19 protein-coding genes, 1 tRNA gene and 2 rRNA genes are annotated in these 26,954 nt (G+C 39.6%); 15 read left to right on the plus strand and 7 right to left on the minus strand.

All coding sequences use genetic code 11. From position 1 onward, the window contains the following. Positions 1–74 precede the first annotated feature (74 nt). The 3 genes from LO754_RS00585 to rrf all read left to right on the plus strand — a co-directional run bounded on the left by LO754_RS00585 (position 75) and on the right by rrf (position 3,420). Positions 75–149 (plus strand) — tRNA-Ile (locus LO754_RS00585). A 176-nt stretch (positions 150–325) separates the two neighbouring features. After that, a 23S ribosomal RNA gene (locus LO754_RS00590) occupies positions 326–3,240 on the plus strand. A 64-nt stretch (positions 3,241–3,304) separates the two neighbouring features. After that, positions 3,305–3,420: ribosomal RNA gene (rrf, locus tag LO754_RS00595) — 5S ribosomal RNA — on the plus strand. Between the two features lie 81 nt (positions 3,421–3,501). Here the strand turns inward: rrf and LO754_RS00600 are convergent. Further along, positions 3,502–4,173, minus strand: a complete 672-nt coding sequence (locus LO754_RS00600) for a LytR/AlgR family response regulator transcription factor (RefSeq protein WP_024360815.1) — start codon at positions 4,171–4,173, stop codon at positions 3,502–3,504. A 214-nt stretch (positions 4,174–4,387) separates the two neighbouring features. On the opposite strand from LO754_RS00600, the gene aceA reads away from it, so the two are divergent. The 8 genes from aceA (at position 4,388) to LO754_RS00640 (ending at position 13,184) form a co-directional block, all read left to right on the plus strand. After that, positions 4,388–5,671, plus strand: coding sequence for an isocitrate lyase (gene aceA / locus LO754_RS00605; protein WP_025218341.1), 1,284 nt, complete (start codon positions 4,388–4,390; stop codon positions 5,669–5,671). A gap of 99 nt (positions 5,672–5,770) precedes the next feature. After that, the gene (gene aceB, locus LO754_RS00610) at positions 5,771–7,369 is read left to right on the plus strand and encodes a malate synthase A (protein ID WP_024360813.1); all 1,599 of its coding nucleotides are present in this window, start codon (positions 5,771–5,773) and stop codon (positions 7,367–7,369) included. Between the two features lie 271 nt (positions 7,370–7,640). Next, the gene (locus LO754_RS00615) at positions 7,641–8,813 is read left to right on the plus strand and encodes a pyridoxal-phosphate-dependent aminotransferase family protein (RefSeq protein ID WP_108031191.1); all 1,173 of its coding nucleotides are present in this window, start codon (positions 7,641–7,643) and stop codon (positions 8,811–8,813) included. 275 nt (positions 8,814–9,088) lie between these two features. Next, the gene (locus tag LO754_RS00620) at positions 9,089–9,484 is read left to right on the plus strand and encodes a GntR family transcriptional regulator (RefSeq protein ID WP_231785373.1); all 396 of its coding nucleotides are present in this window, start codon (positions 9,089–9,091) and stop codon (positions 9,482–9,484) included. A 1-nt stretch (position 9,485) separates the two neighbouring features. Continuing rightward, entirely contained in the window at positions 9,486–10,583 is a 1,098-nt protein-coding gene (locus tag LO754_RS00625; protein ID WP_231785374.1) for a DUF1648 domain-containing protein, read from the plus strand. 82 nt (positions 10,584–10,665) lie between these two features. Beyond that, positions 10,666–11,340, plus strand: coding sequence for a response regulator transcription factor (locus LO754_RS00630; RefSeq protein ID WP_069508731.1), 675 nt, complete (start codon positions 10,666–10,668; stop codon positions 11,338–11,340). Then, complete coding sequence (locus LO754_RS00635; RefSeq protein WP_108031185.1) at positions 11,337–12,707, plus strand: HAMP domain-containing sensor histidine kinase; 1,371 nt, start codon at positions 11,337–11,339, stop codon at positions 12,705–12,707. The genes LO754_RS00630 and LO754_RS00635 overlap by 4 nt, the downstream gene beginning before the upstream one ends. Positions 12,708–12,779: 72 nt before the next feature. Beyond that, the gene (locus LO754_RS00640) at positions 12,780–13,184 is read left to right on the plus strand and encodes a hypothetical protein (protein ID WP_024360807.1); all 405 of its coding nucleotides are present in this window, start codon (positions 12,780–12,782) and stop codon (positions 13,182–13,184) included. Between the two features lie 149 nt (positions 13,185–13,333). On the opposite strand, the gene LO754_RS00645 is transcribed toward LO754_RS00640, so the two are convergent. Then, entirely contained in the window at positions 13,334–15,271 is a 1,938-nt protein-coding gene (locus tag LO754_RS00645) for an SEL1-like repeat protein (protein WP_229388179.1), read from the minus strand. Positions 15,272–15,433: 162 nt separating this feature from the next. On the opposite strand from LO754_RS00645, the gene LO754_RS00650 reads away from it, so the two are divergent. The 4 genes from LO754_RS00650 (at position 15,434) to LO754_RS00665 (ending at position 19,459) form a co-directional block, all read left to right on the plus strand. Continuing rightward, the gene (locus LO754_RS00650; protein ID WP_029747046.1) at positions 15,434–16,132 is read left to right on the plus strand and encodes a glycosyltransferase family 2 protein; all 699 of its coding nucleotides are present in this window, start codon (positions 15,434–15,436) and stop codon (positions 16,130–16,132) included. Between the two features lie 101 nt (positions 16,133–16,233). Then, positions 16,234–16,494, plus strand: coding sequence for a metal-sensitive transcriptional regulator (locus LO754_RS00655; protein WP_024360805.1), 261 nt, complete (start codon positions 16,234–16,236; stop codon positions 16,492–16,494). 375 nt (positions 16,495–16,869) lie between these two features. Next, the gene (locus tag LO754_RS00660) at positions 16,870–18,021 is read left to right on the plus strand and encodes a transglutaminase domain-containing protein (RefSeq protein WP_229388181.1); all 1,152 of its coding nucleotides are present in this window, start codon (positions 16,870–16,872) and stop codon (positions 18,019–18,021) included. Between the two features lie 145 nt (positions 18,022–18,166). Then, complete coding sequence (locus LO754_RS00665; RefSeq protein ID WP_231785375.1) at positions 18,167–19,459, plus strand: transglutaminase domain-containing protein; 1,293 nt, start codon at positions 18,167–18,169, stop codon at positions 19,457–19,459. Between the two features lie 219 nt (positions 19,460–19,678). Here LO754_RS00665 and LO754_RS00670 read toward each other — a convergent pair whose 3' ends face one another. The 5 genes from LO754_RS00670 to LO754_RS00690 are packed head-to-tail and all read right to left on the minus strand — an operon-like array spanning position 19,679 to position 26,806. Next, positions 19,679–20,626 (minus strand): N-acetylglucosamine kinase, encoded by a 948-nt coding sequence (locus LO754_RS00670; protein WP_229388185.1) that lies wholly within the window; start codon positions 20,624–20,626, stop codon positions 19,679–19,681. Next, positions 20,623–22,137: an argininosuccinate lyase gene (gene argH, locus LO754_RS00675; RefSeq protein WP_231785376.1), complete on the minus strand. Its 1,515-nt coding sequence runs from the start codon at positions 22,135–22,137 to the stop codon at positions 20,623–20,625. Before argH ends, LO754_RS00670 begins: the two co-directional genes overlap by 4 nt. A 28-nt stretch (positions 22,138–22,165) precedes the next feature. Further along, positions 22,166–23,887 (minus strand): ABC transporter permease, encoded by a 1,722-nt coding sequence (locus LO754_RS00680; RefSeq protein ID WP_231785377.1) that lies wholly within the window; start codon positions 23,885–23,887, stop codon positions 22,166–22,168. 12 nt (positions 23,888–23,899) lie between these two features. Then, complete coding sequence (locus LO754_RS00685) at positions 23,900–24,970, minus strand: ABC transporter ATP-binding protein (protein WP_231785378.1); 1,071 nt, start codon at positions 24,968–24,970, stop codon at positions 23,900–23,902. Between the two features lie 45 nt (positions 24,971–25,015). Then, positions 25,016–26,806 carry an ABC transporter ATP-binding protein gene (locus LO754_RS00690; RefSeq protein ID WP_231785379.1) on the minus strand — a complete coding sequence of 597 codons (1,791 nt, stop codon included), beginning with the start codon at positions 26,804–26,806 and terminating at the stop codon, positions 25,016–25,018. Positions 26,807–26,954: the final 148 nt, after the last annotated feature.

The raw sequence follows: 26,954 nt of genomic DNA on the forward strand, positions 1-26,954 counted from the left end.
AACCTTGGGTTTGTAAGATTACGTTTTGCGTTCAGTTTTGAAGGTTTATAACTAACTTTATAAAACTTCCAAGAGGCCTATAGCTCAGCTGGTTAGAGCGCACGCCTGATAAGCGTGAGGTCGATGGTTCGAGTCCATTTAGGCCACCATATATAACCTCTTGGTAGCTCAGCTGGGAGAGCGCCTGCCTTGCACGCAGGAGGTCAGCGGTTCGATCCCGCTAGGCTCCACCAATTTTTATTTGTTCTTTGAAAACTGGATAAAACGACATTGAAATTGTAACAAACACATTTATTTTTTAAGTTTTTTATAGGCTTAATAACTAGGTTAAGTTATTAAGGGCGCACGGCGAATGCCTTGGCACTAGGAGCCGAAGAAGGACGGCACTAACACCGATATGCTTCGGGGAGCTGTAAGTGAGCTTTGATCCGGAGATTTCCGAATGGGGGAACCCACTACGTTTAATCGCGTAGTATCTTGACGTGAATACATAGCGTCTTGAAGGCAGACCCAGGGAACTGAAACATCTAAGTACCTGGAGGAAGAGAAAGAAAAATCGATTCCCTGAGTAGCGGCGAGCGAAACGGGAAGAGCCCAAACCAAGAGGCTTGCCTCTTGGGGTTGTAGGACACTCTATACGGAGTTACAAAGGAATGAGTTAGATGAAGCGACTTGGAAAGGTCCGCCAGAGCAGGTAAAAGCCCTGTAGTCGAAAGTTCGTTCCCTCCAGAGTGGATCCTGAGTACGGCGGAACACGTGAAATTCCGTCGGAATCCGGGAGGACCATCTCCCAAGGCTAAATACTACCTAGTGACCGATAGTGAACCAGTACCGTGAGGGAAAGGTGAAAAGCACCCCGGAAGGGGAGTGAAAGAGATCCTGAAACCGTGTGCCTACAAGTAGTTAGAGCCCGTTAATGGGTGATAGCGTGCCTTTTGTAGAATGAACCGGCGAGTTACGATTACGTGCGAGGTTAAGCTTTAGAAGGCGGAGCCGCAGCGAAAGCGAGTCTGAATAGGGCGAATTAGTACGTGGTCGTAGACCCGAAACCAGGTGATCTACCCATGTCCAGGGTGAAGGTGAGGTAACACTTACTGGAGGCCGAACCCACGCACGTTGAAAAGTGCGGGGATGAGGTGTGGGTAGCGGAGAAATTCCAATCGAACTTGGAGATAGCTGGTTCTCTCCGAAATAGCTTTAGGGCTAGCCTCGTGATGAGAATACTGGAGGTAGAGCACTGTTTGGACTAGGGGTATCCCGGTTTACCGAATTCAGACAAACTCCGAATGCCAGATATTTATACACGGGAGTCAGACTGCGAGTGATAAGATCCGTAGTCAAAAGGGAAACAGCCCAGACCACCAGCTAAGGTCCCAAAGTAATCGTTAAGTGGAAAAGGATGTGGCGTTGCACAGACAACCAGGATGTTGGCTTAGAAGCAGCCATCATTTAAAGAGTGCGTAATAGCTCACTGGTCGAGTGACGCTGCGCCGAAAATGTATCGGGGCTAAACGATTCACCGAAGCTGTGGATTGACATCTACGATGTCAGTGGTAGGAGAGCGTTCTAAGTGCGTTGAAGTCAGACCGGAAGGACTGGTGGAGCGCTTAGAAGTGAGAATGCCGGTATGAGTAGCGAAAGACGGGTGAGAATCCCGTCCACCGTATGACTAAGGTTTCCTGAGGAAGGCTCGTCCGCTCAGGGTTAGTCGGGACCTAAGCCGAGTAGATAGGCGTAGGCGATGGACAACAGGTTGATATTCCTGTACCACCTCCTCACCGTTTGAGAAATGGGGGGACGCAGTAGGATAGGGTAAGCGCGCCGTTGGTTGTGCGCGTCCAAGCAGTAAGGCGTGTGTGTAGGCAAATCCGCACACTGTAACGTTGAGCTGTGATGGCGAGTCCGTATGGACGAAGTTCCTGATTTCACACTGCCAAGAAAAGCCTCTATCGAGGTGAGAGGTGCCCGTACCGCAAACCGACACAGGTAGTCGAGGAGAGAATCCTAAGGTGTGCGAGAGAACTCTCGTTAAGGAACTCGGCAAAATGACCCCGTAACTTCGGGAGAAGGGGTGCTCTTGAGCGTGCAAGCGCATGAGAGCCGCAGTGAATAGGCAGGCGACTGTTTAGCAAAAACACAGGTCTCTGCAAAACCGTAAGGTGACGTATAGGGGCTGACGCCTGCCCGGTGCTGGAAGGTTAAGAGGAGTGGTTAGCGCAAGCGAAGCTGCGAATTGAAGCCCCAGTAAACGGCGTAACTATAACGGTCCTAAGGTAGCGAAATTCCTTGTCGGGTAAGTTCCGACCCGCACGAAAGGCGTAACGATCTGGGCACTGTCTCAACGAGAGACTCGGTGAAATTATAGTACCTGTGAAGATGCAGGTTACCCGCGACAGGACGGAAAGACCCCGTGGAGCTTTACTGTAGCCTGATATTGAATTTTGGTACAACTTGTACAGGATAGGTAGGAGCCAGAGATCTCGGAGCGCCAGCTTCGAAGGAGGCGTCGGTGGGATACTACCCTGGTTGTATTGAAATTCTAACCCATGCCCCTTAGCGGGGCAGGAGACAGTGTCAGGCGGACAGTTTGACTGGGGCGGTCGCCTCCTAAAAGGTAACGGAGGCGCCCAAAGGTTCCCTCAGAATGGTTGGAAATCATTCGTAGAGTGTAAAGGCACAAGGGAGCTTGACTGCGAGACCTACAAGTCGAGCAGGGTCGAAAGACGGGCTTAGTGATCCGGTGGTTCCGCATGGAAGTACATCGCTCAACGGATAAAAGCTACCCCGGGGATAACAGGCTTATCTCCCCAAGAGTCCACATCGACGGGGAGGTTTGGCACCTCGATGTCGGCTCATCGCATCCTGGGGCTGTAGTCGGTCCCAAGGGTTGGGCTGTTCGCCCATTAAAGCGGTACGCGAGCTGGGTTCAGAACGTCGTGAGACAGTTCGGTCCCTATCCGTCGTGGGCGTAGGAAATTTGAGAGGAGCTGTCCTTAGTACGAGAGGACCGGGATGGACACACCGCTGGTGTACCAGTTGTCTTGCCAAAGGCATCGCTGGGTAGCTATGTGTGGACGGGATAAGTGCTGAAAGCATCTAAGCATGAAGCCCCCTCAAGATGAGATTTCCCATTACGCAAGTAAGTAAGATCCCTCAAAGACGATGAGGTAGATAGGTTCGAGGTGGAAGTGTGGTGACACATGGAGCTGACGAATACTAATCGATCGAGGACTTAACCAAAAGTTTGAACATTCAATGAACCGTTTATCCAGTTTTGAAAGAACAATCTTTCAATTAAATACTGTCTAGTGATGATGGCAAAGAGGTCACACCCGTTCCCATACCGAACACGGAAGTTAAGCTCTTTAGCGCCGATGGTAGTTGGGGGCTTCCCCCTGTGAGAGTAGGACGTCGCTAGGCAAATAAAAACCTGAGAATTTATTCTCAGGTTTTTTTGTGTCAATATTTGAACAGCTGCAGAAGGCAGCTGTTTTTATTTTGTTAAAATTCTAGCGCATTACGTAGGTTATTAAGATAGGATTGGCTGACAGGTAATTCTGTACCATCTTTTAAAGTAACAATGAAATTCGAAGTAAGATCACGCGCCATTTTTTTTATGAAATGAATATTCACTATATAGGATCTATGAATGCGTATAAAAAACGGAGGTAAACGCATTTGTAATTCTTTAAGTGTAATACTGGTTTTAAATTGTTCCTTTTCTACATAAAACCAAGTTTTTTTCTGAAGGCTCTCAATATAAGAAATTTTATCGATTACTACAGGGGTCCATTCTTCTTCCTGTTTCCCTGTTAAAAATTGATAAGGCTCCAATTTCTGTGCAGTAAAAGTTGAAGGTAAAACAACTACTAATGCTGCTGGCGTATCCTGAATATGTACTGGGTAGCCAATACCATAATAGGGTGTACCAAATAGAGTATTATCTAATATTGCGTCTGTACGTTTATTTGTACGCAATACTTGCTCTGCAATACTGCCTGGTTCAACTTGCCGTCCTATTTCTAAATGAATACCATGATATCCAGAGTTAAAGTAAATATAGGAGTTCTCTACAGCAATGGCGATGGACGAGTTGGGTGGAATCCAGTCTTGTAACATCGTAATAAATTGTTGTGCAATACTTTTTTGTACAGCATTGATTTCATTTTTCATTGTGAATAGCCCCCTTGTTTGTAAACAGTTTACCAAATTTTGTCGCTTAAAAAAGCGGTTTCATCATCAAAATTTGGTCTTTTATCAAAAAATAGTGAAAATTCAGATGTACTGTTATATATTAATTTACAATAAATAAACCTGTTATGGAACAGAAATTAAAAAGTTTTTTAACAGAGTATATTTTACACAAAGGGGAAGGTGGAATTTCAATATGTCAACACGTCAAGAAAAAATTCAAGCTTTAGAAAAACAATGGGCAGAAAACCCACGTTGGGCTGGTATTGAACGCGCTTATACGGCTGAAGAGGTAGTTAAATTACAAGGTTCTGTTGTAATTGAACAGACTTTAGCAACAAAAGGTGCTAAACGACTTTGGAAATCATTACACGAAGAACCGTTTATTAATGCATTAGGTGCATTAACTGGTAATCAAGCGGTTCAACAAGTAAAAGCAGGATTAAAAGCAATCTACTTATCTGGCTGGCAAGTAGCTGCTGATGCTAACCTTTCAGGTCAAATGTACCCTGACCAATCTTTATACCCAGCTAACTCTGTACCAGCTGTAGTAAAACGTATCAACCAAGCGCTACAACGCGCTGATCAAATCGACCATGCTGAAGGTCGTGTAGACGATTTCGATTGGTTTGCACCAATCGTAGCTGATGCTGAAGCTGGCTTCGGTGGTCCTTTAAACGTATTCGAACTTGTTAAAGGAATGATTGAAGCAGGAGCTGCTGGTGTGCATTTAGAAGACCAATTAGCTTCTGAGAAAAAATGTGGACACTTAGGTGGTAAAGTATTACTTCCTACACAAAACGCAGTTCGTAACTTAATTGCTGCTCGTCTTGCAACAGATGTAATGGGCGTAGATACAATCTTAATCGCACGTACAGATGCTGATGCTGCAGATATGGTAACTTCTGATATTGACCCACGTGATGCTGAATTTATTACTGGCGAACGTACACCAGAAGGCTTCTTCCGTACAACACCAGGTATTAAACAAGCGATTGCTCGTGGTCTAGCTTACGCACCATATGCAGATTTAATCTGGTGTGAAACGTCTAAGCCGTCACTTGAAGAAGCTCGTGAGTTCGCAGCGGCGATTCATGCTGAATTCCCTGGTAAAATGCTTGCTTACAACTGTTCACCTTCATTTAACTGGAAAGCAAACCTTTCAGAAGAAGAGATTGCAGAATATCAACGTGAGTTAGGTAAATTGGGTTACAAATTCCAATTCGTAACATTAGCTGGCTTCCATGCATTAAACCACTCTATGTTTGAGTTAGCTCATGACTATAAAGATAACGGCATGGCTGCATACTCTAAACTTCAACAAGCTGAGTTTGCTTCTGAATCTAAAGGCTATACAGCTACTCGTCACCAACGCGAAGTAGGTACTGGTTACTTCGATGATGTGTCACAAGTTATTTCAGGTGGTACTTCTTCAACAACAGCGATGGCCGGTTCTACAGAAACAGAACAATTCGTTTAATTCGATTACGTTAATTCCTAAATTCATAATCATAGATAAGTTTCCCTCGCACCTCCTAAGCGGGGGAAACTTAAATCACGAGAGGTGGGGGAACTACTAATGGAACAGGCAACTACAGGTAAGCTTAAAATTGTTGGACAACAAAACGAGCAAACAAAAGAAGTTTTAACACCGGAGGCCCTTGAGTTTGTTCTTGCCCTGCATGAAAAATTCGATGCTCGTCGTAAAGAGCTTTTAGAGGCTCGTCAAGATCGTCAGAAGCGTCTAGATGCTGGTGAGAAACTCGACTTCCTACCAGAAACAAAGCATATTCGTGAGGGAGATTGGACAATTGCGCCACTGCCTGCAGATTTACAAGATCGACGCGTAGAAATTACTGGACCAGTAGACCGCAAAATGGTTATTAACGCATTAAATTCTGGTGCGAAAATGTTCATGGCTTGCTTTGAGGATGCTTCAGCTCCTACTTGGGAAAACATGATTTCTGGTCAAATTAATATGCGTGATGCCATTAATAAGACGATTGAATTTACTCAAGCGTCAAACGGTAAAACGTATAAATTAAATAAAGAAACAGCGGTATTACTAGTACGTCCACGTGGTCTTCATTTACTTGAAAAACATGTGTTGGTAGATGGTGAGCCAGTTTCAGGTAGTTTCTTCGATTTTGGTCTTTATTTATTCCACAATGCTAAAAATGCATTGGCAAAAGGCACGGGTCCATACTTCTATCTACCGAAGTTAGAAAGTCATTTAGAGGCTCGCTTGTGGAATGATGTCTTTATCTTTGCACAAGATTATATTGGTATTCCACAAGGTACAATTAAAGCGACAGTTTTAATTGAAACAATATTAGCTGCATTTGAAATGGATGAAATTTTATACGAGCTTCGCGATCATTCAGCAGGTCTAAATTGTGGTCGTTGGGATTATATTTTCAGCTACATTAAACGCCTGCGCAATCAACCTGATGTGATTTTACCTGATCGTGGTCAAGTAACAATGACAGTTCCATTTATGAAGGCTTACACGTCTTTATGTATCCAAACATGTCATAAGCGCAACGCACCTGCTATGGGTGGTATGGCTGCACAAATACCTGTTAAAGGCGATGATGAGGCGAATGCAGTAGCATTTGCAAAGGTTGCGGAAGATAAACGTCGTGAAGCAACGGATGGTCATGATGGAACTTGGGTAGCACACCCTGGTATGGTGGCAACAGCTATGGAGCAGTTTGATGCGATTATGAAAACACCAAACCAAATCCATAAAAAACGCGAAGATGTGAATGTAAAGGCTGAAGATTTAGTAGCTGTTCCAGAAGGGACAATTACCCTTGAAGGTCTTCGTATTAACTGTAGCGTAGGAGTTCAGTACATTGCTTCTTGGTTACGAGGCAACGGAGCTGCACCAATTAACAACTTGATGGAAGATGCTGCAACTGCAGAAATCTCCCGTACACAAGTATGGCAATGGATTCGTCATCCAAAGGGTATTTTAGATGATGGGCGTGGTATTACATTAGCATTTGTGCTGGAAATATTGGAAGAAGAGCTTGTGAAAATTAAAGAGGCTGTTGGGGAACAAGCCTATAACAGTGGTCGCTATGCTGAAGCTGCTGAACTGTTTAAATCTTTAATTGAGCAAGATGAATTCGTGGAATTCTTGACACTTCCAGGCTATGAAAAATTAAGTTAATTGATAGAAATCTACTAACGAACATATCTAACTTTCCTTAAACACTGTGGGCTGAACTCGAATGCAGCTCACTAATTCCAACTAATGTAACGAACGGAGTCTGTTCCTCCGTTTCTTACAAAAAATGAGCATTGTTTAATAAAAGGGGTCTACTTATATTAATCGTAAGTATTGAGATTTAAAAATGGGGTGCAAGATGTCTTACAAGCTTTGATGGGGGGCTTGTAAGGCATTTTTCTATACTTAGAAATCATTTAGAGGGGGAAAAGAGATGAGTACTAATAAAGAAATACTATTAATTCCTGGTCCTACACCCGTAGTTGAGGAAATATATGATGCTTTGGCAAGCGAAACCCGTGGGCATACAGATCCACGTTTTGTGGCAATTTATAAAAACGCATTAGCACAAACAAAAAAACTATTCCAAACGGATGGCGAAGTGTTTGTACTAGCAGGTTCTGGAACGCTAGCAATGGAAATGGCGATTGTTAATACTGTGGGTAAGGGAGAAAAAATACTCGTTATTAGTCACGGATATTTTGGTGATCGTTTTACGCCTTTAGCAACTGCTTATGGTATTCAGGTAGACGTGATACAAGCAGAATGGGGAAAACAAGTTGAACCAGCTACAGTAAAGGCAAAATTAGCTGAAGCTAATTATAAGGCAGTCACTATTACACATGCAGATACATCTACAGGCGTCGCTTCGGATCTCGATGCATTGGTACCTATTATTAAAAGTGCAGGGGCATTAATTATTTTAGATGGTGTTGTCGCAACAGCAGCGCTAGATGAAAATATGAATAAAACATATGGTCATCCTGACTATAAATTAGATGTTGTACTAACTGGCTCACAAAAAGCAATCGGGATACCACCAGGTTTAGCCATTATCGCCTTTAATCAATCGGCCTTAAAGGCTCGTGAAGCGCTAGGAACGATACCCGCATACTATAGTGATATAGAAAATTGGATTCCGGTTATGAATGATCCAGGGAAATATTTTGCAACACCACCTGTAAATTTAATTTATGCTTATGATGTTGCTATGAAGATGGTTTTAGATGAAGGTATTGTTAAGCGTGAGGCACGTCATCTAGCGTACGGTCGCGCTATGCGTTTAGCATTATCTACGTATGGTATGAAAGCACTAGCTGACGAAACAGTAGCAGCTCCAACTTTAAGTTGTATGCTCTATCCGGAGGGCGTAGAGGATGCCAAGTTCCGTGCGAAGCTTGCTGAAAAAGGTGTAATTGTTGCTGGGGCTTTGGCTCATTTAGCAGGTAAAGCATTCCGTATTGGGCATATGGGCAATACAACACCCGCAATGCTTGAACAAGCCGTGAGACGAATTGGTGAATCACTTAATGAATTAGGACATGCAGTAGTAGTAGAAGAAGCAGTTGCACGCTTAAGAGAACAATTAGCAGTAGGAACGAATTAATATTAGAAAAGGTGTCTCAAAAGTACATGAGACATCTTTTTTGTTATTTAACCTAAGAATCGCTTGCAAATAAGGTTCAGAGTAGAAAATCGGCAAGCATGTTTGGGATGATAGTAATAAAGTTTCGATCTGTACAAAAATAATGAGAAGAAAAGTGTACTTGTAAGAAAGTTCATTGCAAAACAATTTAAGCCCTTACAGAATAGCTCCTTTTTCTATGCATAAAATTGGTTATTTGTTATACTTATTATATAACAAATATGGAGTTGATTTAGATGTTTATTCAAATAGAGCCATTATCGAATGTACCTATCTATGAACAGGTTACACGGCAAATTATAGAGAGTATTGCGAGAGGGGACATGGGACCGGGGGATACATTGCCGTCGGTACGAAGTTTAGCAGCCGATTTAGGTGTCAATATGCATACGGTTAATAAGAGTTACCATGAACTTGAGGCGAAGGGCATTATAACGATTCGTGCTAAATCAGGAGCAATTATTCGTTCAACGGAGGAGCGTGCATTAACGCCTGAACAGTTGCAGCAGATTGAAAAAAATTTAAAGCCTGTTGTGGCAGAAGGAATGGTGCTCGGTGCAACAGTGGATCAAATTGAGCACATGATGAAAAAGGTATTCGCTGACTTGCAACTGCCAGCAGAAGGGGTGTAGCATGCTACTAGGTATTTTTACAATAATGTATGTGATGACATTAGCTATGCAAGTTTTTGTCCCTTACATTGTACGTGAGACTATTGTATTTGGCGTTACTGTACCAGAGCAAAATATAAAGCATTCTGCATTAGCTCTTGCGAAAAAACGATATGCGCAAACAGTAGGGCTTTTTGGCGTGCTGATTTTAATACTTATGCTAATGCTTAACTGGTCGCTTGCACCTTCTGAAAGTGCACAAGGCATCCTTTTACTAAGCTGTTTATTTGGCATGCTGGCGATTAGTATGGTGTTATACTGGTTAAACCATCAGAAAGTGATGAATTTGAAAATACGCGAGCAATGGGGCATGAATATAAAACAGGTGCGAGCAGTTGATTTAACTGCTCGTAGTCGTGATGAAATGCTTCCATGGCCCTTCTATGTGGTGCCTATAGGCGTTACGATTTTTCTTATTATTTTTACATTATTACATTATAGTCAAATACCAAATGCTGTAGCGGTGCATTGGGGACCAAGTGGAGCGGCGGATGCATGGCGAGAAAAAACCTATTTTATTGCGATTTCATTACCACTAGTTATGTTGATGATGCAATGTATGATGTGGGGCACTGCAGATTCACTTAAGCGTTCGGCTATTCGAATGTCTATTAATCGTCAGCAGGAGTCATTAGAAAATGAATTAAAAACACGAAAGTTTATGAGCTGGAATATAGCATTGATTAGCTATAGTTTAACCGCATTATTGACCATACTACAGCTAAGTAATATTTATCCTTCAATGGCTGAAGGCAATAAACTATTACCATTCTTTATTGCATTTCTATTTTTAATTTTAGGTTCAGTGCTAGTTTATGCATGGAAAAAGCGACAATTACGGTTGAAATATGAAGATAATGTGGTGTCAGAGGTAATGGATATTGATGAGGATCGTTACTGGAAAGGCGGTCTTATTTATATGAATCGTCAGGACCCATCTGTTTTTGTAGAAAAACGTTTTGGTGTAGGCTGGACAATGAATTTTGCAAATCCAAGAGGCTATATTGTCATTGTTTTACCACTGCTAATATTGCTGCTGATTTCTATAATTTCTTTTTAGTGCCAGTCACCCAAACAATACCCAAACAATTCTGATAATTTAGGGTGGAGGGCGCTAGTATATTGAACGGAGGCAAGAGGGAATGAAAATTTTAGTTGTCGATGATGATGTGCATATTTTACAGTTAGTAAATATTTATTTAACTCGCGAAGGCTATCAAGTCATGCAGGCAGAGAATGGGGAACAAGCTTTGCAATTGCTGGATGGAAATATGCCCGATTTGGCAGTAGTGGATGTCATGATGCCCGGAATGGATGGTTTTACGCTAACAGAAATTTTAAGTAAGGATTATGATATCCCTGTGCTGTTATTAACGGCTAAGGGAGAGCTTGAAGATAAGGAGCGAGGCTTTTTAGCAGGTTCTGATGACTATGTCGTTAAGCCGTTCGAGCCAAAGGAATTACTGTTCCGTATTGCGGCTATTTTGCGTAGGCTTGATAAAAAAAACCAAGTAACGATACAGGTGGGTAAGCTTGAAATTGATCGCCGTAGCTTTGAGGTTACAATTGGTGGTGACACGCTTCTGTTACCTTTAAAAGAGTTTGAGCTGTTAGCGCTACTTGCCTCTCGTCCAAATCAAGTATTTACACGGAGCATTATTATGGAGCAAGTATGGGGTTACGACTATGAAGGTGATGAACAAACATTAAATACACATGTGAAGCGGATTCGCGAGCGATTGCATCGTTACAATACAGATGTCGAAATTACAACGGTGCGTGGTGTCGGTTATAAGCTTGAGGTAAGTGCACCATGAAGACGTTATATAGTAAATTTGTTATCACGACCATGCTCATTATGATTGGCAGTTTATGTATTGGATTTTTAATGACGAATACATATTATCACCAAGTGACTAAAGAAAAAAATGATGCAAAAAACGTTGCGATTGCACAAGATATTGCCGACTATATTGAATCAGCGAAAGAAATGGATTTAGATAATTATTTAACAACGCTTGGCGATATTGGGTATCAAATATATGTTACAACTGGAGAGGAACATCGTTTTTTTGGTGGCGAATACCGAGATAAGAAATTGCCCACTGATATTATCCAGCAAGTATTAGATGGGGAAGTCTATCATGGGATGCGAGATTTTCCAAAAGAGACTTTTATGACAGGCTTTTTTGCGAATGAGTTAATAAATACTATTGGTGTACCCTTTACGTATCATAACGAGCAATATGCATTGTTTATTCGACCAGATATTCGATTCTTGTTCTCAGAGGCTCATACGTTATTAGGTGGTCTCATTCTTGGGATGGCGGTGATGAGCTTACTTGCCATGTTATTATTTGCAAAGGCACTTATTCGTCCGATTACAAAGTTAACCGAAGCAACTCATCAACTTGCCCATGAAAAGTTTGATACGTTGCTTGAAATTGACCGAGCAGATGAAATTGGACAACTGGCGGATAGTTTTAATGTTATGACAGAAAAACTACAGGAAAATGACAGAATGCGAAAACAGTTTATAAGTAATGTATCCCATGACTTTCAATCCCCGTTATTGAATATTCAAGGGTATGTCGATTTATTGAAAAATCCTACGCTTGCAGAACCTGAACGGCAAGAATACGCAACGATTATAGAGCTAGAAACAAAGCGACTTTCGACATTGACAAAGCAACTATTATTGCTGACATCACTTGATCAATCTACCAGAATGTTAAAGCGAGAACCGTATCCGTTAGATGAGCAATTGAAGGAAACAGTGCGAAAATATCGTTGGCAGTTAGAGGAAGCGAATGTGCAATTATCGTATCAGATTGAGCCAGTAATTTATAATGGCGATGCAAGTCTATTGCAAAATGTCTGGGATAATTTATTAACAAACGCCATTAAATATAATGTTAATGGTGGAGACATTCATATCCAACTTCAGGAACAAACGACTTTTGTAGAGGTATTAGTAAAGGATAGCGGCATTGGTATGACTACAGAACAATTGCAAAAGGTATATGACCGTTTTTATAGAGCTGACGAGTCTAGAACGAAACAGGGGACAGGTCTCGGTCTTGCAATTGTTAAACAAATTATTGAATTGCACGGTGGTAAAGTGCAAATGGAAAGTGCTATGAACGAAGGGACAAGTGTTTGTATACACCTACCAAAATTGTAATATGGAGTTCATGTAAAGTTCATATTCAAACGATAAACTTCTACGTAAGTTAAAACTTGGAGGAGTTATCGTATGGAGCAAAAATGGAGTATACGTCTTATTCGACTCGCTGCGATTTTCGCATTGGTGGGTACGTATTTAGGTTCGCATATGTCAGGGTCAGGAAGTTATGAGTTTCGACCAATTCACGCACACGTTTTACTTGTTGGTTGGTTAAGTATGTTTGCATGGGGGATTTTCTACCGTGCCTTTAAAGTAAAATCACAAAAGTTAGTGACATTACACGGCTGGACGGCAATTATTGGCGTCTTCGGCTTAACACTTGGAATGTGGTTCTACAATATTAATCCATTCAACTTTAATCATACATTGACTTTAGTTTTCTTTATTGTCGGTGGTACAACTTTATTAATTAGTTTTGCGCTATTTATCGTTGTAACATTTATGATTAATCAAAAAGAAGAAATGAAAAACTAATATAAAAACCGCGTCAATAACTAACGCGGTTAGCATGGAGGCAAATTCAATAAAATTTGAGTTTGCCTCCATTTTTATTTTTACAGACCATTTCTTATAGGTACTCTTTTTTACAAGTACGACTCGCACTAGTTCGCCTCAGGACGCACTTATGTTAAATGTTCTAAAGATTTTTTTAGCCAACGTGTTGCCTCATTATAATCTTGAGCAACGCCTTGTCCTTTTTTATAAAGCATACCAAGCTGAAATTGCGCTTTTTGATGTCCCTTATTGGCAGCAAGTCGATAAAGTTGTGCTGCTTTGGCAAAATCTTTAGGCACACCTTGTCCATGACTATGCATTTGGGCTAACTGGAATTGAGCTTTAGCATGTCCTTTACTCGCCGCTTGTTCAATCCATTTTGCAGCCTCTGTAAAATCTTGCTTTACACCTTTCCCCTTATCAAATAAATTACCAAGTTGATATTGCGCACCTGAATGCCCTTGAAGAGCGGCAAGCCTATAGCAACGTCGAGCTTCATCTAAGTCTTGGGGAACACCTAAACCTTGTTCATATAATAATCCTAGCTGATACTCCGCCTGAATATGGGATTGGTCGGTTGCAGCTCTCCACCATCTCACTGCTTCAGTATAATTCAATGTAACACCTGTCCCTTTTGCATAAAGAAGCCCTAGCTCGAATTGAGCATCAGCATAGCCTTTGTCAGCAGCCATTTTAAAATAGGGTAATGCTTTATCGGGCTGTTGAAGTTGATAGACATAAAGAAGCCCCAACTCGTAGCCAGCACTAATATGACCACTGTCAGCGGCAAGTTGTAACCAACTTTCTGCTCGTGTGTTATCCTTCTCCTTTTGGTAGAGGATACCAAGGCAATATTGCGCATTGGTATGTCCGTTATGAGCAGCAAGTTTAAACCATTTCATTGCTTCAACGTGATCCTGCTGTATACCTAATCCTGAATTGTATAGCATCGCTAATTGAAATTCGGCATTGGTATGGTCTTGAAGAGCAGCTAAATGGAACCATCTCGCAGCTTCCTCCATATTTTGTGAGATACCACGACCTTTAAGATACATATACCCAAGGTTATATTGCGCGCTTGCATCTCCAGCAAGTGCTGCCATTTCAAAATAGGCTATCGCTTCCTCAAAGCTTTGTTGCACACCAGTCCCATTATGGTAAAGAAAGCCGAGATTATTTTGTGCACTAGTGTTACCTTGATTGGCAGCTGAAATATACCATTTTGCGGCCTCTGTAAAATTAACAGGAAGCCCCAGCCCTTGATTATAAAGTACACCTAGATTGTACTGTGCATCGGCATTTCCTAAATCTGCAGCACATTTATAATATCTTGCAGCCTCTTCATAATTTTGTACAACACCTTGCCCTAAATGGTAAAGCACGCCGAGACTATAAAGTGCGTTCGCATCTTGTTGTGCGGCTGCTTTCTCATACCATGTTTTGGCAGCTATATAATCTTTTTGGACGCCACGACCATGATTATAAAGGAAGCCTAAATTGTATTGTGCACTTGCATTGCCTTTTTTAGCAGCTAATTCAAACCAATTAGCCGCATGTTCATAGTCCTTCGCAGAGTAGTGATCCAGCGTCTTCGTATCGATTGGCGGCAAAATATCTTCAAATTTAGCGCCTTTTCGCGAGGACATGGACATTTTAAGTTTCCGATCATAACGATGAATAAACCATTCAACGATATCACTAACATAATCGAGGACAATTTTGGCGGCTTTTGCTTCAACAATGTCATTATTGCTAGTACTTGTCATTTTTAGGACAAGCTCCATTAATAAATAAATGCGACGTGGATGTATTTTTGCTATAAACGTACGATTATTTAATAGTGTTCGCATATTTTTTATTTTAGGTTTGGCGTGCATTTCCAGCTCGTAAAAGTCATAAACAATCTCCTCGACAACGAGGCGTGACTTATGTAAGGAGATGGAAGGTTGGGATATAGCATGAGTGCTAGCTTCTTCTAGACTTTCTGCTAAATGCGTAAACGATAATATGTGTAACTTTTTACATTGTTCATGTAGGATTTCATATTGTATAACGATTGTACTCACCTCTTCTTAACCAATTCACGGTAGCAGCCTTTTTTCATATATCGGGAAAATATTAAAGTTATTGATGTTTTTACAATGAAATCATCGGTTGAATTGTCGACATTCCATGTTACTATTTGATATAAGAGTTTGTTTATAGTTATTGGGGGGATTGTTTAATTGATGAAAAACATTGCAGCAATTATTCCAACATATAATCCGCAACAATCATTTGTAACATTCGTACATCAATTATTAGCTACCTCCATTTCCCAAGTTATTATTGTGAATGACGGTAGCGATCAAAAATATACAAGTATTTTTGAAGAGTTAAAGAAAATAGATAGCTGCAAGGTTCTTCAGCATGAACACAATATTGGAAAGGGAGGCGCATTAAAAACTGCATTCTCCTATGTATGGTCTAAACGTGTGAAGTTTCATGGTGTATTAACAGTAGGTGCACATGGGCAACATACGTTACAAGATATCAAACTAGTATTGAACATGACAAAAGTTTTTTCAGAAGGTATTGTGCTGGGTATACGAAATTTTCATTCTTCGGATAGTACATTTTTTTCCTATTGGGGAAATCGAGCGACTAGTTTGTTGTTTGAATTACTATTCCATAAAAAATTGATGGATACACAAACAGGTTTGCGTTACATAGCAATCAATGAATTACCATGGCTTATTAAAGTGCAAGGTGATCGTTTTGACTACGATACAAATATGCTTGTCGTCGCTCTAAGAAGAAAATGTCCCATTTTCGAAGTAGAAATTGGTCAGCTACGCATAAAAAAGAATTCAATTATGCAATACGATGAACTAACAAATGCAGGTACTGTAATGACTAAAATGCTTATAAAATATTTAAAACCTTAGCAAGAATGATGTGGCAGGTTTATTTCTTATATTTTGTGCTAGGATAAGAATAATAATTACTCAACTGGACGTCGCGAGTATAAAAAGAAGGGGTAATGAATGTGGAATATTCAGATCAAGTAAAAAATCGTGTAAAGCGCATGGAAGGTCAGCTACGCGGTATTTTAAAAATGATGGAAGAAGAAAAGGATTGTAAGGCTGTTATTACGCAATTATCAGCAGTGCGTTCAGCAGTAGATCGTACAGTAGGTGTCATTGTGAGTACGAATCTGTTGGAATGTGTCCAAAATGCGGAAGGTGACGGCGAGAAAATGAATGAATTGATTCAAGAAGCGGTTAATTTAGTTGTTAAAAGCCGTTGATTGTTAAGGCTAATATAAAAAGCATAAAATTAAAATGGATTATTGTTAAATCGACAAGCTCTGCTTCTTCACTTTTCATTGGACAACGGTAAGCCTCCTGAAGGCTCGATGAATTCGTTATTCAATAAAAGTCGATGTAGCGGGGCTTGTGTCGTCTTACAGGTCTTAGTAGTCTAAAAGAAGTGAATTGATGAATTTTGCAAAAAATTACTTTAATTTAGTAGATTTATAGTAAAGGTAGGTGTAAAAACCTAATTATTGGAATGAAATATTGTAGAAAAAAGTCGTATGTAGTGAACTTGTATGATAGATTTAAAGTTGCATTTTCTTTTATAATTAATATAAAGATATTATATAAGAGAAGGTGAATCTATCTTGAAAAAATGGTTATTAAGCAGTGCCACATTGTTGATGTTAAGCCCAACTGTAGCCAATGCACAAAGTGCACAGACTCAACCATTAAACACTCCTGCACCGATTGTATACAATGCGATGGCTAGTACGAAGATAGCAACTGTTGATCAATTAACAAAAGAAATAGCAAAGCAACTTAATAATTTTGCGACTGAAATTAAAGTTACATATAGCGGTTCAATGACGGATATGGACAAGTTTATGGAGGCATTTGAAAAGGCACAGCAACAAGCTACGTATGCTAGTGGTCATCTTCAAAGCATTTCAATGTCTGCTGACTCTGTCGGGAATGTAACCTATAAAGTAAAATACTTTACAAATGCCACACAAGAAGCTGCTGTACAAAAGAAGATTGATAGCGTTTTAAAGACGATTATTAAGCCTTCTATGACACCGTTTCAAAAAGTAAAGGCTATTAATGATTATATTGTGTCAAATACTACTTATGGTACAAAAACGAAAGCAAGTCCCCATAGCGCTTACGCTTTACTATTCGAAGGACAAGCTGTATGTCAGGGCTATGCGTTATCAGCTTATAAAATGCTAGAGCAAGCAGGGATTGAAACAAAATATGTAGTAGGTTATGTGAATGGCACTGAAGCACATGCCTGGAATATGGTGAAGCTTGATGGCAAGTGGTATCATCTGGATACAACTTGGAATGATCCATTACCAAATCGAATAGGGGCATCTTCCTATGATTACTTCCTTGTAACCGATGCACAACTAAACAAAGACCATACTTGGATTACTACAGATTATCCTGCGGCCACAAGTACTTCCTATAATTTCATGCAAAATGTCCATTTTGCACACCAAATCCAAAATACTTTATACTTCAGCAATACAGCGGATAATGATAAGTTGTATAAACTTGACTTAGTAAGTGGTAAGAAGACGAAGGTGATTGATACTCGTGCACTGTACATTACAGGCGCTGGCGATTATCTTTATTATAGCGATTATAGTAATAGTGGCTACTTAACAAAACTAAATCTTAAAACATTAAAAACAAATGTAGTAGTGAAACAATCTGTAACGGATTTAATGATTGGTAGCGGTTATTTAGTGTATAAAGTTAACGGTAAAGAACAAAAGCAAAAAATGAACTAGTATGCAGTGGACGAAACAACAGGACGTTTCTAGATTACCTGTTGAATGCATATATTATTTATAAGCACAAAAGGACTCTTAAATGAGTTCTTTGTGCTTTTTTTGTATATAATGAAAGTAGTGAAACTGTGTGAGGTGAAGATTTTTGTGGAAGAAGCTAGCGATTATAGTAATATTTATCGTTTTTATGGAACCAATCTATACAGCGGGTAAAGCGACAGTTAAGCAAGTCGTAACTTGGGCAAATAATGATGACATCGAAACGATGCTACTAGCAACAAAAGAAAAAATTGTTGATGTTACCACCAAATTTTCAGAAGATGCCTCAATTCAAACAGCCAACCCTGAAGATGTAAAGAACCAAGAGCTAGCGGTCACTGCTCCAGTTGTAAAGCAGCCTGAAACAAAGCTTGTTGTCACTAATGCGAAGGAAATGGCGGATGCAATGTACGCCTACTATAGTAGTTTTTCGCCTAGCTTTGAAATTCAATATAAAGGAAGTACGCAACGAATCGAGAAAATTGTGGAGGAGGCTTATGATAGTGCCATTAAACGAGACGATTATGTCTATGGTCATATTAGTAAGCATTCCATACGCTTTGAATATGGTAAAAAAACAGCTAAGATTTTTGGAGAACAAAGCTATTTAATGACACCGGAGCAAGCGGCTTATGTAGAGATGAATGCGCAAGAAATCGTTGCTACGATTGCTAAAAACGCGAAAACCGATGTAGAAAAGATTAAAGCAGTAAATGATTATATAGTAGCCAATACAGCTTACACTGAGCAAACAAAGTCAAGCCCACATAGTGCCTATACGGTGCTGGCCGAGCATGGTGGTGTTTGTCAGGGCTATGCGTTATTAGCACACTCAATGTTGCAAAAACTTGGTTTCGAGACAAAATATATTGTGGGTTATGTCGGTCAAGAAGACCATGCTTGGAATTTAGTAAAACTCGACGGTCAATGGTATCATCTTGATACAACGTGGAATGATCCGGTGCCTGATCGTAAAGGGGCTATAAGATATCAATACTTTTTAGTGGATGATCGCACGATGGCACGCGATCACACATGGATAGCAGACGATTATCCGAAAGCAACAAGTACCGCTTATAGCTATTATCAAGATATTGATTTTGCTGCACAGGTAGGAAATCAACTATTCTATAGCAGTATTTCTGATGACAATAGATTATATGTGCTTGATATGACTACAGGCAAAGCACAGCGTGTCACGAAAACGCGTGCACAATATATCGTTTATGCAGATGGATGGCTATACTTTAGTAATTATTCACATGGTGCTTATTTAACGAAAATTCGCCCCGATGGAAGTGGCGAACAACTGCTGAATAAGGAAGACACGAAGGATTTATTTATTAAGGACGGTTATTTATATTTCATGACGAATGAACTAAAGAAAATGCAACTATAATTTAAATGCAGTCATTACTGTTGCTGGCTACGCAGTTTACAGTAGGATGCCACTCTTTACTTCAATCATATTTTGTTCAAGCTATTAAAAGGCTAAAATATAACAAAGAGACTGGGATAAAAGAGAAAGGTGTTAGATTGATGGTAGTCAATCTAACACCTTTTTGCTGCGCTGTTGTTATGTCCCAGCCTCTTCGTCGACACTTGGGGGCGTGGGATATTACAAATTGTCATACGCCCTTTTTGAACGATTGATAATATAAGATATTGGCTGATGTTGACATAAGGAAACATTAATTTTCGGATACATTGAAGTCATTTCTTGTGAAAATATTTTTAAAATCAGAGGGTTATGTTTTATAGCACCCCCATTACAATAAAAGTTAAATGGTTGGCCTTGATAACTGATTTTTTTAAGTACCGCACAAGCAAGGAGCACTAATTCATGGGCTGCCTGAGTGGATATTTGAATAGCACATGTATCTTTTTTGGCAACGGCATCGGCCAAAAATGCCCCCATTTTGGCTAATTGTGCATTTGTATAAGAAGGGCGGAATAACCATGCTGCGAGCTCGGTGACATCCTGAATACGTAAATAGTTATAAACAGCATCTTTTAATAGCGTCGCTTCCCCTCGGCCATCTTCCATCCGAAAAATGGCACGTATGACTTCCTGCCCAAGCCAATAGCCACTTCCTTCATCGCCCGCACGATGGCCCCAACCACCAGTGCGGGCAATTTGTTGCCCATCGAATGCATAGGCAATAGCCCCTGTTCCTGCGATTAGTAGCGCACCTGCTTGTCCTTCAGTGACACCTAATAAAGTAGCTTGTGCATCATTTTCGACGATTAACGTATGGATATCTAGCTGTTCCGCTGTAATTGCCTCATGAACCATTGCGGTCACATTTTGATGATCCTTTGGTGAATCAATTCCAGCCATAGCAAACGTGGCGACGGCGATTTTAGAGATAGCTTGGTCCTGCAAAAATACACGAGCTTTGCTTAATAACGCTCGTAGTATTTCTGTTGCAGACTCTATGCCGATCGCCTGATAATTGGATCCGCCCATTGTTGTTGTATATTGAATTTCACCTGACTCGGCATGTACGATGGCACATGCCGTTTTAGTTGCACCACCGTCTATTATTAGTAGCCATTTATTCATTGATCCCATTCCTCTATAAACAAAATTAATTGCTTCTCCGCCTCTGTAATAGCTAATTCTTTCTGTTGAATCCACTCAAGTAAGGTATTGGCTTGTGCCTTCGAACGTTCGATCGAAGCCCGCATCGTTTCAGAGGAGGGGCCACCTAGTAATGTTCGGACATTTACGAAGAACTCGGGTTTTAAAGTATGATAGAAATCTTCTTCAGAAATAACTAACGGTTTGCCAGTAACCAATTTGGCTTGTGTATTGGCTAATCCCCACGTAAGACTTGCCAATGATTCTTCACCGTGAGCAAGCAATACTTTAATACATTTACTTACGATACTATGGGCTTGGCGAAATGAAATACCTTCCGAACGCACTAACGTATCAGCAAGTTCTGTTACATTGGCAAAGCTATTTTCTGCACGGTTTCGAAGCTTTTTCTTGTTGACATCCATTGTGACAACAAGCGAGCCAAATAATTTATATATACCTATTAATCGATCCATCGCTCGCCATAAATACGGTTGCATATCGTCCTCTGTATCAACAATATCACCAAACGGTGTATTATGTACCATTTGTAGCACTGTACTTGCATCTCCAACAACCGCAGATAGTAATGAGCGCGTATGCTCAATGGACACAGGGTTTCGCTTTTGAGGCATAATAGAGCTTATTTGAACGTATGGACTTGCAAGTGTAAAGGCGTTGAATTCCTGCGTAGCCCATAGTAAAAAGTCTTGTGATGTACGGCCAAGATTCAGTGCCGCAAGTTGCACAATACTTGCTGTTTCAGCAATATAATCAGCTCCAGCAACCGCATCCCATGCATTTTCAATAATATCGTCAAAAGCTAATAAGTCTCGCATACGCTCACGACTAATGTTAAAGCCTGTTGTCGTTAAGGCGGCTGCCCCCATACTGCTCCGATTTATCGTTTTATAGCAATGCTGCATGCGCTCAAAATCACGATCTAGCTGATCAATAACAGCTTTTAAATAATGGGCAAAAGTGGTCGGTTGAGCTTGTTGCGTATGTGTATAGCCAATCATTATCGTATCAATATGCTCCTCGGCAGCTGCAATTAAATCACCGCGTAATTTAAGCAATTCTCCCATAAGCATTAATAATTTTTTGCGCAATGTCATTCGATAAATGGCAATCCCCATATCATTCCGACTTCTACCGATATGAAGATTTCCGGCAACATCACCAGCAAGTTCAATTAATTTATTTTCAATGCGGAAAAATAAATCTTCGTATTGCGGGCTGTAATCTTCTATTCGATAATAGTTCAAATCTAGTTTTTTCAGTGCCAAAGCAATTTGCTTCGCTTCTTCTTTTTTTACAAGTCCTTGTTCTTCTAGCATTTTTAAATGGGCAATATTAATTTGAAGCATAATCGTTAAAAAATTTTTCTTTGCTTCATCATAAGCCGGTTGCAATACAATTTTCCGGTAAATATTCGAAGGAAAAATTATTCCATCCTCTTGCTGAATTTTGTTACGGAAATCTTCAAACATAATTAATGGCCTCCTAATAGAATAACAGTTATATGGCTGAGCCAGCACTGCCCTTTGATAGCTTTTCCGAAATAATAAGTACTATTAAAATTAAGCAAATTTGTAAAACACCATAGGCACAAGCAGTTCCAAATTTAAAGGCATATAATTTTTGAAATATAGCCACAGATAGCGGAATCGTAGAAGTGCTATAAATAAGAATAGAAGCTACGAATTCACCTAAACTTTGGACAAGCGCTAGTAATGTTCCTGCTAATATGCCCGAAAAAGTTAGCGGCAGGACGATACGTCGAAACGTATACCACCAATTTGCACCTAAGCTTCGTGACGCCTCCTCAATCGACTGATCTAATTGCACAAGAGAGGCTGATGTTGAACGGAAAACAAGTGGTAAATGTCTAATAAAATAAGCAAGCGGTAAAATCCAAAACGTACCAATCAGCACCTGGTTAAAGGCAAATATATTTTCAGTGCTAAAGGCAGCAATTAAATTGACAGCAACAACAGTTCCAGGCAGTGCCCAAGGAACCATAATTAAAATATCGAGCAATGTTTTCCCTTTAAAGTTGAGACGCACCATCGCGTAGGCTGCAGCGACACCAAAAAGTACATTACCAAACGTTGCGACAATACCCATTTGGATGGAGTTCCAAATAGGTCTCCACGTTCGCTCATCAGTAAAGAGTGCCACATAATGATCGACGGTGTAGTCGGTGGGCAGTATTTGGGTTTTCCATGCACCATCGACTGAAAAGGAAATTAAAATCAGCACTAAAATGGGTAAAATTAAAATCAGTGTTCCGCCAAAAGAAGCTATTGTAGCAATTATTTTCATGAATTTTGAAGATACTTCTGAGCGATGAACACTAATGCCTTTACTCAAATTTTGGTAATTTCTACGGTTTTGGTACCAGCGCATAACAATTAAAAATGAAATGGATACAAACGATAAAATCATTGACTGTGTAGCGGCCATTTCTAAATTACCATTTGTCCGTGATAAGTAAATTTGCATGGTCATCGTTCGTTCGACACCAAACATTAATGGTGCCGTATAAGATGCCATTGATACCATAAAGACGAGCAAGGCAGATGCAATAATAGAAGGTGTCAACATCGGTAAAATAACCTTTGTCCATACACGAATACGCCCTGCACCTAAACTAGTTGCTGCTTCCTCTAATGATGGATCGAGTCCTTTAATAGCAGCCGAAGCGGTTAAATAGAAGTAGGTGTACATGGTAAATGTATGGACAACGATGACACCCCATATACCTTTTAAAGAAAAGGGTACTTGCTTTAAGCCGAATAAATGCTGAATTGCGCGTGGAAAAATGCCACTCTCCCCGTATAGGAATGTAAAAGAGAGTACGCCAACAAGCGGTGGAAGAGCCATTGGCACTAATACTAAAATAGATAATATGCGTCTTCCTGGAAACTCATAGCGTTCCAATAAAAATGCCATTGTTACACCAACAAGTGCACAGCAAATCACGCTAATAATGGATATATATAAACTAGTCCATAGCGCCTCAAGATTAGCAGGGCTAGCAAGGCTAAAAAACTTTTGATAATGACTAAGTGCGTGCTCTCCTGAAAAACTTTGAAGAAAAGTTTGATAGAAAGGATAAATGACATAAGCAAACAATACTAAAAACAAAGGTGAAATTAAAATATAGACAAACCATTTAGATTGCGTTAGCCGTGTCCAAACATTACTTTGATAAGAATGTACAGGTGGTTTTTCCATGTGGTCTGCCTCCTATTCTCCTAAAAAATATAGTGATTCATGCGCTATATTTAAAGTAATGCTTTCGCCAATGTTTTTTAGCTGTACATTTTTATTGATTATCATAACTTTCAATGAGAATTCAATAAAATCGACAATGTAATTTACACTTATTCCTGTAAATTCAACAAATGTGATTGTTCCAGTTAATGTATTTTCTCCAGAGCCCAGATTGACAGACTCTGGACGAATCGAAATAAACACGTTGTCTCCAATCATATGCGTTAAAGTAGGGGAGCTGTGTTGCTTTCGCCCAGTTAGAACAAGTCCATGCTTTGTTTTTACTTGCACTTCATCTGCGTTAATCGCAAAGATTGTCGCTTCGATTAAATTGGTTTCCCCGATGAAATCGGCAACGAAGCGGTTTACTGGTCGATTATAAATTTCTTGAGGTGTGCCGATTTGTTTTACATAACCATTGTCCATCACCATAATGCGGTCCGACATGGACATCGCTTCCATTTGGTCGTGTGTTACATAAATGGTTGTAACACCTAACTCGGATTGAATTCTTTTAATTTCAATTCGCGTTTCCTCACGTAACTTTGCATCTAAATTCGACAACGGTTCATCGAGTAATAAAATATCAGGCTCAATCACAAGTGCTCTTGCTAGGGCAACGCGTTGCTGCTGACCACCAGATAATTCATTAATTTTCCTGCTGCCATATTGCCCTAAATGTACAAGTCCTCGAATGCGGTCAACTTTTTGTGTTATTTCCTGTTTAGAGAGCTTTCGTACTTGTAAGCCAAAAGCAATATTTTCGTCTACTGTCATGTGTGGAAACAGCGCATAATTTTGAAACACCATACCAATATTGCGTTTATTTGGCTGAAGTAATGTCACATCGCGATCATCGAAAAAAATTTTTCCTTCAGTAGGATAATAAAACCCTGCAATCATTCGCAATGTCGTCGTTTTCCCACAGCCACTTGGCCCAAGGAAGGTAAAGAATTCGCCCGTTTTGATTTCGAGATTTAAATCTTTTACACCTTGCACTTTCCCAAATTGCTTAGAGACATTTTCGATTTTGACATTTTTCAAACGCAATGCTCCTTTCTATTTTGAAAAGACAGTTATGCATTGATTTCACCAATTGACATACTTATTAGCCTGTAGTTGATACAATTCCGCAAAATAGCCTTTGCTGGTCAACAGTTCTTGCATCGAACCTTCCTCTGCTATATGTCCGTCTTGCAATACAATGATACGATCCACCATATTTAAAGCAGATAATTTATGCGTTATTAATAGTAATGTTTTCGTTGATGAGAGATCTGCTAATGATTCAATCATTTGATGCTCACTTCTCGCGTCAAGAGACGCTGAAGGTTCATCTAAAATAAGAAATGCTGCATTGCGGAAGTAAGCTCTAGCAATTGCTACCTTTTGCCATTCACCACCTGAAAGTTCGGTTCCATTATCAAAGTTTTTACTTAAAACTTGCTCGTAGCCATAATCAAAACTTGCAACCAAATCCACAAGATCGCTTTTTTCGGTAACAATTGCTAACATTCCATCATCATTAGTATTCCCTGTGTCACTAATTAAAATATTTTCTTTATAAGTTAACTGGTAACGTGAAAAGTCTTGGAACACTATACCGATAATTTTGCGGTATGCGTCGATTTCATATTCGGTAATATCAATGCCGTTTAATTCAATGATTCCTTCGGTTGGCTCGTATAATCTTGTAATCAGCTTAACGATAGTCGATTTCCCAGCACCATTTTCGCCGACTAATGCAACCTTTTGTCCCATGCTGATTGTAAAACTTACATTCTGGAGTATAGGCTTGGAGGAATTAGGGTAATGAAAAGATACATTTTTAAACCGAATAGTAAATTCATTTTGTTCTAGACATAGTAGCTTTTCACCTGATGAAATATCTGATCTTAAAGAGATAAATTTAAAGTATTTTTCCATATAAAGTAGCGTGTCATATAGTAAGCTTGAATTTTCTATGAAACTTGCCAAACTTTGACGTGCGAGTAAAACTGATGAAGCGAAAATTACTATATCTCCTGCGGTAAATGTATTATTTAGTACACCAGTGACTACCCACCAAAAACTCAACCCAATCCCAATCATGCCAATTCCGACAAATATTATTGAGAAGAAAGTTTGCTTATATCTAATTTTTTTAATATCTGCATGGATTTTATCGAACGTTAACATGTATTTATTAATGAAGAAGTCAGCAGTATTATATATTTTCACTTCTTTCATATGTTCTTTTGATAGCATGACTGAGCTGTAATATTGCATCTTTCTAGCTTCAGGACTATTTATGACAAGTGTTTCAAATGCCTCTTTTTGTAATTTATAGGTAACGATAGCCTGAGGAATAATCGCAACAAACACAATGATTGCTATCAAAATATTAAAGTTTGTTAATAACACCAACATTGAAATGCCTGTTAGTACACTACTAATCATGCCCGAAGTAAAAACAATAAGATTTACTGGTCGCCACGCAGCCTCTTGCTCAAGTATTTGTATATCATCATAAAATTCTGGATTTTCGAAGTAGTATAATCCCTTTATTTCTGAGGATTTATCCATCAAGCTTTTATTTAATTGGGCAATTAATCTATCCGTTATTAAACCTTGAAAGGTCATTTCAACAGGACCTAAAATGGCATTAATAAATGACACGATTATCCAAGATAGTACAAAGAAAATAATGATAGAATAAACGATGGTATCGGTAGTAGAAATAGCATCGATTAATCCTTTCGAAAACCATAGAGTTAGAGATGGTAATATAGCTTGAAAAGGAATAATAACAAACAAAATAATAGAATAAAACTTCGAAGCACCCCAAAAAAGAGGCAGAGTTTTTACAAGAAGTTTCAAATAAGAGTAAAATGTATTCATGATTCTTCACCTAATTATACAATATATATTGTATTTATATTCCAAATACAATTTGCGTTAGCCTGTCACGCGGAATTGTTTAATTAACTGATAAAATCGCCAATTTTAAGGATAGAAATTAAAATCCGAATGACAGAAAAGCGATTCC

The sequence above is a fragment of the Lysinibacillus sp. GJ-1 genome (assembly GCF_021166035.1).
Classification (GTDB): Bacteria; Bacillota; Bacilli; order Bacillales_A; family Planococcaceae; genus Lysinibacillus; species Lysinibacillus sphaericus.